Genomic DNA, 6,748 nt, shown 5'->3' with positions numbered 1-6,748 from the left:
CCGCAAGCACCCACACGAATTGCTTGATTCAATTGTTAAAGAGCGGTTGGTTGAGCCTTTCGTCTCAACCGAGGCGCGCATTCTACAGCGCCTCAGTAACTTGTCAAGTGATTATTTTCAGAAGTTTTCAACACATCCAAACTTCGATCACTTGCGTGCCGAGCGATCTTTCGATCAACTCGTCAGCGGGAGGCGAATAATACAGCAACCGAAGTTACTGTCAACTGCCTTTTTTCACCGCCGGGCCCGGAGGCCTGCACCATTCCCTCGCCGTTTTCGCTTCTAACTCGTTGATCTTCAAGAAGTTTTCAGTTTCTTCCGCGGCGGGAATGGTGCGCATTATAGAGCGCTGAGACGGGGCGTCAACACTTAATTTCAAAATACTGTCACTTATCTCTGAACCTTCAATAAACGCGGGATTTTCCGGGCAATAAAAGGAATACGTAGCAGCAACAAGAACGCCCCCAGACTTGCATAGACAGCCCACTCCTCAAGATCGGCGCGAACAATCCACAGCATATGCACCAGGCCAAGGATCAGAATCACATAGATCAACTGATGAAGCCTGCGCCAGCGACGCCCGAGACGACGCTGACTATAACGGTTGGAGGTCACTGCCAACGCCAGCAGCCCCAGCAACGCCAGCGCCCCGACAATAATGTACGGACGCTTGACCAGTTCCACACCCAGCTGCCCCCAGTCCAGCCCCAGAATGAACAATGCATACAAACCCAGGTGCAACAGCGCATAAGCGAAACACCACAACCCCAATTGCCGGCGCACCGCCATGCAGCCCGCCCACCCGGTCAAACGCTGCAGCGGTGTGACGCTCAAGGTGATCAACAACAGAATCAGCGTGCCCAGCCCCAACCTGTCCACCAACACCTTTCCGGGGTCCGGCCCCAAGGCAAAAATCCAGGCCTGATAAAGCCAGAACACCGGAAACGCCAACGCGGCCAGAAAAACGCTCACCCGCCATAGTCCGTAACGCATCAGTAATCCTTGCGCAGATCCATGCCGCTATATAAAGAAGCCACTTCGTCTGCATAGCCATTGAACATATCGGTCTGCCGCACATTGGGGCTGAACAACCCGCTGGGCAAACGCCGCTCGCGCGCCTGGCTCCAGCGCGGGTGATCGACTTGCGGATTGACGTTGGCATAGAAGCCATACTCGCTGGCCGCGATACTCTGCCAGGTGGTTTTCGGCTGCTCGCTGACCAGACTGATGCGCACAATGGACTTCACGCCCTTGAAGCCGTACTTCCACGGCACCACAAGCCGCAGCGGGGCACCGTTCTGATTCGGCAGCTCGCGGCCATACATGCCAACGGCAAGAATCGTCAGCGGATGCATCGCCTCATCCAGACGCAAGCCCTCTACATAAGGCCAGTCAATCAGCGCAAAGCCGGAGCGCTGACCCGGCATGGACTGTGGATCCTGGAGGGTTTCGAAACGGATATAGCGGGCTTTGGAGGTCGGCTCGACTTGCTTGAGCAAATCGGCCAGCGGAAAGCCGATCCAGGGAATGACCATCGACCAGGCTTCGACACAGCGCAGCCGATAGATGCGTTCTTCTAGCTGATAGGGTTTGACGAAGTCTTCCAGCGCATAGCGACCGGGCTTGCCGACCTCGCCATCGATAACCACGCTCCAGGGTTCGGTTTTCAGCGAGCCTGCATTTTTTGCAGGGTCGCCCTTGTCGGTGCCGAACTCGTAGAAGTTGTTGTAGTGGGTCGCATCCTTATAAGGCGTGATCGCCTCGCCCTTGACCGTCACCGCCTGCCAGCGGGTCGCACCCAGCTTGTCGGCAAGCCAGGCCGGCGCCTTGCCAGGCTCGACATCAGGATACAAGGAAGGATCTGCCGCACTCGCCCACCGCGGAAGAGCAGCGATCGCTCCGGCAGTCAGCGAGCCGCCCAGCAATGAACGACGGGAAAGATAGAGGGATTCAGGTGTGACCTCCGACTCGCGAGAGTCGGAGGTCGAGGGAAGCTTGATCAGCATGATGACTCCACGGCTTCGGTGACAGGTTCACCAATAGACCTCTGGAGTATGCAGAAAATCAGCTCACTTGCGACGGCGCAGACGTAACAGATACTGAACAGGACCTGAAAGCGCGTAGCCCAGGAAAATCAGCAGCAGGATACGCGGCGGGTCACTGAACACCACGGCAAATACCAGAACCACGACAAGAATGGCAACAAATGGCACGCGCCCTCTGAGATCCAGTTCCTTGAAGCTGTTGTACTTGATGTTGCTCACCATCAGCATGCCCGCCGCAGCGACCAGCAACGCCACCAGGAAAGACAGCTTGGAGCCCTGGATGCCGAAATCGCTGAAGGCCCAGACCGTCCCTGCTACCACACCCGCCGCTGCCGGGCTGGCCAGACCAATGAAGTAGCGCTTGTCGGCCTTGCCGACCTGAGTATTGAAGCGCGCCAGACGCAATGCCGCACCCGCTACATAGATGAACGCGACCATCCAGCCCACCTTGCCCATGTCGCCCAAGGCCCAGCCAAATGCCAGCAAGGCAGGCGCAACACCGAAGGCCACCATGTCAGACAGCGAGTCGTACTCGGCACCGAATGCGCTCTGGGTGTTGGTCATGCGCGCCACACGCCCGTCGAGACCGTCGAGTACCATGGCGACAAAAATGGCGATGGCCGCGAATGCAAAATACTTGCTCGCCCCCGCCGCATCGCCTGCGCTCAAAGCACTCTGGGCGCTCATGGAGCTGATAATGGAATAAAAACCTGCGAACAGATTGGCCGTGGTGAACAGGTTCGGCAACAGATAGATGCCACGGTGGCGGACTTTGCGCCCTTCGGCATCATGCCCCTCTTCCACGTGCTCATCGATCGGTAGCAGGCTTTCGGCGTCGGAACCCTTGCGGGCTTCCTCAGGACGTTCGCTCATGAAAATTACCTTGCAGCAGTTTGAAAAAATTGGACAGGTGTCTGCCACGAGGGTTCGCCGGCAAACGATGCAGCTTTATACCAGAACCTTGGACCATTGACCTTCCAGCACAGGCCGTATGGCCGAACGGCAGACGTTTCTTACCTCCTATAACGAAAAAACGCGGCCAGTTGGCCGCGTTCTTTCAAAGCACCGAGAACTTAGTTCTTGGACTTGTCGACGATCTTGTTCGCCGAGATCCAAGGCATCATCGAGCGCAGTTGCTCGCCGATGATTTCGATGCCGTGGGCAGCGTTGTTACGACGCTTGGCGGTCATCGACGGGTAGTTGGTAGCGCCTTCGCTGATGAACATCTTCGCGTACTCGCCGTCCTGGATGCGCTTCAGAGCGTTGCGCATGGCCTTGCGGGATTCTTCGTTGATGACTTCAGGACCGGTCACGTACTCGCCGTATTCGGCGTTGTTGGAGATCGAGTAGTTCATGTTGGCGATACCGCCTTCGTACATGAGGTCAACGATCAGCTTCAGTTCGTGCAAGCACTCGAAGTAGGCCATTTCTGGCGCGTAGCCCGCTTCAACCAGGGTTTCGAAACCGGCTTTGACCAGCTCGACGGTACCGCCGCACAGAACGGCTTGTTCGCCGAACAGGTCGGTTTCAGTCTCGTCCTTGAACGTGGTTTCGATGATACCGGTACGGCCACCGCCAACGCCCGAAGCGTACGACAGCGCGACGTTCTTGGCGTTGCCCGAAGCGTCCTGGTAGATCGCGATCAGGTCAGGAATACCGCCGCCCTTGACGAACTCGGTACGCACGGTGTGGCCTGGGGCCTTCGGTGCGATCATGATCACGTCCAGGTCAGCGCGCGGCACGACCTGGTTGTAGTGGATTGCAAAACCGTGCGAGAAAGCCAGGGTTGCGCCCTGCTTCAGGTTTGGCTCGACTTCCTGCTTGTACAGCTGGCCCTGGAACTCGTCCGGGGTCAGGATCATGACGACATCGGCAGCAGCAACAGCCGAAGCAACGTCAGTCACTTTCAGGCCGTGGGCTTCAGCCTTGGCGACAGTGGCCGAACCTTTGCGCAGGCCGATAGTGACGTCAACGCCGGAGTCTTTCAGGTTGCACGCTTGAGCGTGGCCCTGGGAACCGTAGCCGATGATCGCGACTTTCTTGCCCTGGATGATCGAAAGGTCACAGTCTTTGTCGTAGAAAACTTTCATGTAAATCCCCTGTTATCTTGGCCGTTCAGGCCAAATTGCAAATTGATCAGATGCTCAGCACTTTGTCGCCGCGGGCAATACCCGTTACGCCACTGCGAACTGTTTCCAGGATAGCGGCGGTGCCGATGGCCTGAATGAAGCTGTCCAGCTTGTCGCTGGTACCACTCAACTGCACGGTATAGACGCTGGCCGTGACGTCGACGATCTGCCCGCGGAAGATATCCGTGGTGCGTTTGATCTCGGCCCGCTGTGCACCCGTGGCCTTGACCTTGACCAGCATGAGTTCGCGCTCGATGTGCGCGCTCTCTGACAGGTCGACCAGCTTGACCACTTCAACCAGCTTATTGAGGTTCTTGGTGATCTGCTCGATCACCTCATCGTGCCCCACGGTGGTCAGCGTCAGACGCGACAGGGTCGGGTCTTCGGTCGGGGCCACGGTCAGGCTTTCGATGTTGTAGTTACGCTGCGAAAACAGGCCGACGACACGCGACAGTGCGCCCGGTTCGTTTTCCAGCAGTAGCGAAATGATGTGCCGCATGATTATGTCCGCTCCGTCTTGCTCAACCACATATCGCGCATCGAGCCATCCTTGATCTGCATCGGATAGACGTGCTCGCTCACATCGACCTGGATGTCGACGAATACCAGGCGATCCTTCATGGCGAAGGCTTCTTCGAGCTTGGGCTTGAGGTCCTTGAGGTCGGTGACACGAATGCCGACGTGACCATAGGCTTCGACCAGCTTGACGAAATCAGGCAGCGATTCGACGTAGGAATGCGAGTGACGACCGCCGTAGCTCATGTCCTGCCACTGGCGAACCATGCCCAGCACACCGTTGTTGAGCAGAATGATCTTCACCGGCAAGCCGTATTGCAGGCAGGTGGACAGTTCCTGGATGTTCATCTGGATACTGCCTTCGCCGGTGACACAGGCCACATCGGCATCCGGGAAGTTCAGCTTGACGCCCATGGCCGCCGGGAAGCCGAAGCCCATGGTGCCCAGGCCGCCGGAGTTGATCCAGCGGTTAGGCTTGTCGAAGCGATAGTACTGGGCAGCGAACATCTGGTGCTGACCCACATCGGAGGTGACGTAGGCATCGCCCTTGGTCACTTCGTGCAGGGTCTCGATGACTTTCTGCGGCTTGATGATGGTGCCATCGCCACGGTCGTACGGGAACAGGTCGCCACCGGCACGCCACTCTTCGATCTGCTTCCACCAGGCGGCAACCGCCTCTTTGTCCGGCGCCTGACCGATTTCCTTGTACGTGGCGACCATGTCGGTCAGCACGCTTTCGACAGGGCCCACGATCGGCACATCGGCCTTGATGGTCTTGGAAATCGATGCGGGGTCGATGTCGATATGAATGATCTTGGCACTTGGGCAGAACTTGGCAGCGCCGTTGATGACGCGGTCATCGAAACGCGCGCCGACAGCCAGGATCACGTCGGTGTGGTGCATCACCACGTTGGCGGTGTAGCTGCCGTGCATGCCCAGCATGCCAACGAACTGGCGGTCGGTACCCGGGTAGCAGCCCAGGCCCATCAGGGTATTGGTGACCGGTGCATTGAGCAATTGGGCCAGTTCGGTCAGCGGTGCCGAGCCGTTGCCGATGACCACACCGCCGCCGGCGTAGATCACCGGGCGTTTGGCGGCCAGCAACATCTCGACGGCCTTGCGGATCTGGCCGGAATGACCACGAACGGCCGGGCTGTAGGAGCGCAGTTTGACCTTTTTGGGATAAACGTATTCGAACTTCTCGGCCGGGTTGGTCATGTCCTTTGGCAGGTCGACGACCACAGGGCCCGGACGACCGGACTGTGCCAGGTAGAAGGCCTTTTTCAGGACTTCCGGGATCTCGCTCGGGTGCTTGATCATGAAGCTGTGCTTCACGATCGGCCGGGAGATACCGATCATGTCGGTTTCCTGGAAAGCATCGGTACCGACCAGCGTGCTAGGCACCTGACCGGAAATGACCACCATCGGGATCGAGTCCATGTAGGCCGTGGCAATGCCGGTAATGGCATTGGTTGCGCCGGGACCGGAAGTGACCAACACCACGCCGGCCTTGCCGGTTGCACGTGCATAGCCATCGGCCATGTGCGTTGCAGCCTGTTCGTGACGGACCAGAATGTGGCTGACCGCCGGTTCCTGGAACAACGCATCGTACACGTGCAGGAGCGCGCCGCCGGGGTATCCATAAATATGCTTAACGCCTTCGTCACGCAGGAAGCGGACGACCATTTCAGCGCCAGATAAAAGCTCCACGTTGTTCACCTCTAAAACGCCAGAATACCGTCCATCGGTGGACGGGTCTTAATAGGTTTACTGCCAAGCAGAGCATGAGCGACGGTGGTCGCCGACTACGTCAGCACTGACTGAGCAAGTATTGGGATGTCCCTGAGTGTTGCGGAACGGTCCCACCCAGCGCGAGGTAACGCGTTGCGGGTGTTACAGGTCGACGCGGATGTGCGCCTCATGATCTACCGAGACGGTCTGCTTCTGGCAGTCCCCCTACAGCGAACTTTGAATTGTTGTGATTCGTCCCTCTCAAGTCAAGCTGTCCGTAAGCTTTCTTGCATGTTTCGCTATCACCCGGTCGTCACGCGCACGTCC

At 57.9% G+C, this 6,748-nt stretch carries 6 protein-coding genes and 1 pseudogene; 1 reads left to right on the top strand and 6 read right to left on the bottom strand.

Features of this window, described 5'->3' with window-relative positions; all coding sequences use genetic code 11:
- Nucleotides 1-286 (top strand): annotated as a pseudogene (locus ACYP2A_RS06680) (hypothetical protein); the annotation flags it as partial.
- Between the two features lie 104 nt (nt 287-390).
- Here ACYP2A_RS06680 and msrQ read toward each other — a convergent pair.
- The 6 genes from msrQ to ACYP2A_RS06650 form a co-directional block, all read right to left on the bottom strand.
- A complete protein-coding gene (gene msrQ, locus ACYP2A_RS06675) occupies nt 391-993 on the bottom strand; it encodes a protein-methionine-sulfoxide reductase heme-binding subunit MsrQ (protein WP_459743836.1) in 603 nt (200 codons plus the stop codon).
- Nucleotides 993-2,006: a protein-methionine-sulfoxide reductase catalytic subunit MsrP gene (gene msrP, locus ACYP2A_RS06670; RefSeq protein ID WP_459743835.1), complete on the bottom strand. Its 1,014-nt coding sequence runs from the start codon at nt 2,004-2,006 to the stop codon at nt 993-995. The genes msrQ and msrP overlap by 1 nt, the downstream gene beginning before the upstream one ends.
- Nucleotides 2,007-2,069: 63 nt before the next feature.
- Entirely contained in the window at nt 2,070-2,918 is an 849-nt protein-coding gene (gene pssA, locus ACYP2A_RS06665; RefSeq protein WP_459743833.1) for a CDP-diacylglycerol--serine O-phosphatidyltransferase, read from the bottom strand.
- A 200-nt stretch (nt 2,919-3,118) separates the two neighbouring features.
- Entirely contained in the window at nt 3,119-4,135 is a 1,017-nt protein-coding gene (gene ilvC, locus ACYP2A_RS06660; protein WP_459743832.1) for a ketol-acid reductoisomerase, read from the bottom strand.
- Nucleotides 4,136-4,181: 46 nt separating this feature from the next.
- Nucleotides 4,182-4,673 carry an acetolactate synthase small subunit gene (gene ilvN, locus ACYP2A_RS06655; protein WP_025258538.1) on the bottom strand — a complete coding sequence of 164 codons (492 nt, stop codon included), beginning with the start codon at nt 4,671-4,673 and terminating at the stop codon, nt 4,182-4,184.
- Nucleotides 4,674-4,675: 2 nt separating this feature from the next.
- Nucleotides 4,676-6,400, bottom strand: coding sequence for an acetolactate synthase 3 large subunit (locus ACYP2A_RS06650; protein ID WP_459743830.1), 1,725 nt, complete (start codon nt 6,398-6,400; stop codon nt 4,676-4,678).
- Nucleotides 6,401-6,748 lie beyond the last annotated feature (348 nt).

The sequence above is a fragment of the Pseudomonas sp. 3A(2025) genome, assembly GCF_054589175.1.
Note: the sequence above shows the minus strand (reverse complement) of the source record. Positions and strands in the feature narration are given on the sequence as shown.

Excerpts from the sequence above, each read along its gene's own strand:
- msrQ (WP_459743836.1), bottom strand. The coding sequence starts at position 993 with ATGCGTTACGGACTATGGCGGGTGAGCGTTTTTCTGGCCGCGTTGGCG.
- msrP (WP_459743835.1), bottom strand. The coding sequence starts at position 2,006 with ATGCTGATCAAGCTTCCCTCGACCTCCGACTCTCGCGAGTCGGAGGTC.
- ilvC (WP_459743832.1), bottom strand. The coding sequence starts at position 4,135 with ATGAAAGTTTTCTACGACAAAGACTGTGACCTTTCGATCATCCAGGGC.
- pssA (WP_459743833.1), bottom strand. The coding sequence starts at position 2,918 with ATGAGCGAACGTCCTGAGGAAGCCCGCAAGGGTTCCGACGCCGAAAGC.
- ilvN (WP_025258538.1), bottom strand. The coding sequence starts at position 4,673 with ATGCGGCACATCATTTCGCTACTGCTGGAAAACGAACCGGGCGCACTG.